1 protein-coding gene is annotated in these 436 nt (G+C 63.5%); it reads left to right on the top strand.

Annotation, left to right across the window (positions count from 1 at the left end; all coding sequences use genetic code 11):
• Positions 1-35 precede the first annotated feature (35 nt).
• On the top strand, positions 36-436 hold a 401-nt coding region (locus B2W70_RS13070), incomplete at its 3' end, for a peroxiredoxin family protein (RefSeq protein WP_286746296.1).

The raw sequence follows: 436 nt of genomic DNA, 5'->3' as shown, positions 1-436 counted from the left end.
CCCGGTGTGTCTGTTTTTTTCCTGAGGAGATGGTGATGCAATCCCGGTGCATTCAACAGGCGCCCGAGCTGCGGGTGCCGTGGTGGATCGACGGCGAAGGGCGCAGCATGGCACCGCTGAAGCTGTCCGATCTGGGCGACGGGTTCAAAGTGATCTTCTGCTTCCAGCACTGGTGTCCGGGCTGCCACAGCCATGGCTTTCCGACCCTGCAGAAGCTGATCAAGGCGTTGGGCGATCGCGGCTTCGCGTTTGCCGCGGTGCAGACCGTGTTCGAGGGCGCCGAGTCCAACACCTTCGAGCGCCTGCGCGAGACGCAGTTGCGCTACGGCTTGAACATTCCGTTCGGACACGACCCTGCGATCGGACGCGCGTCGTCGCTCATGGCGGACTACGGGACGCGCGGCACGCCGTGGTTTTTGGTGATCGATCCGCTGGA

The sequence above is a fragment of the Aquabacterium sp. UBA2148 genome (assembly GCF_002328915.1).
GTDB lineage: Bacteria > Pseudomonadota > Gammaproteobacteria > Burkholderiales > Burkholderiaceae_C > Aquabacterium > Aquabacterium parvum.
The sequence above is the reverse complement of the archived record's forward strand: the minus strand, read 5'-3'. Positions and strand labels throughout refer to the sequence as shown.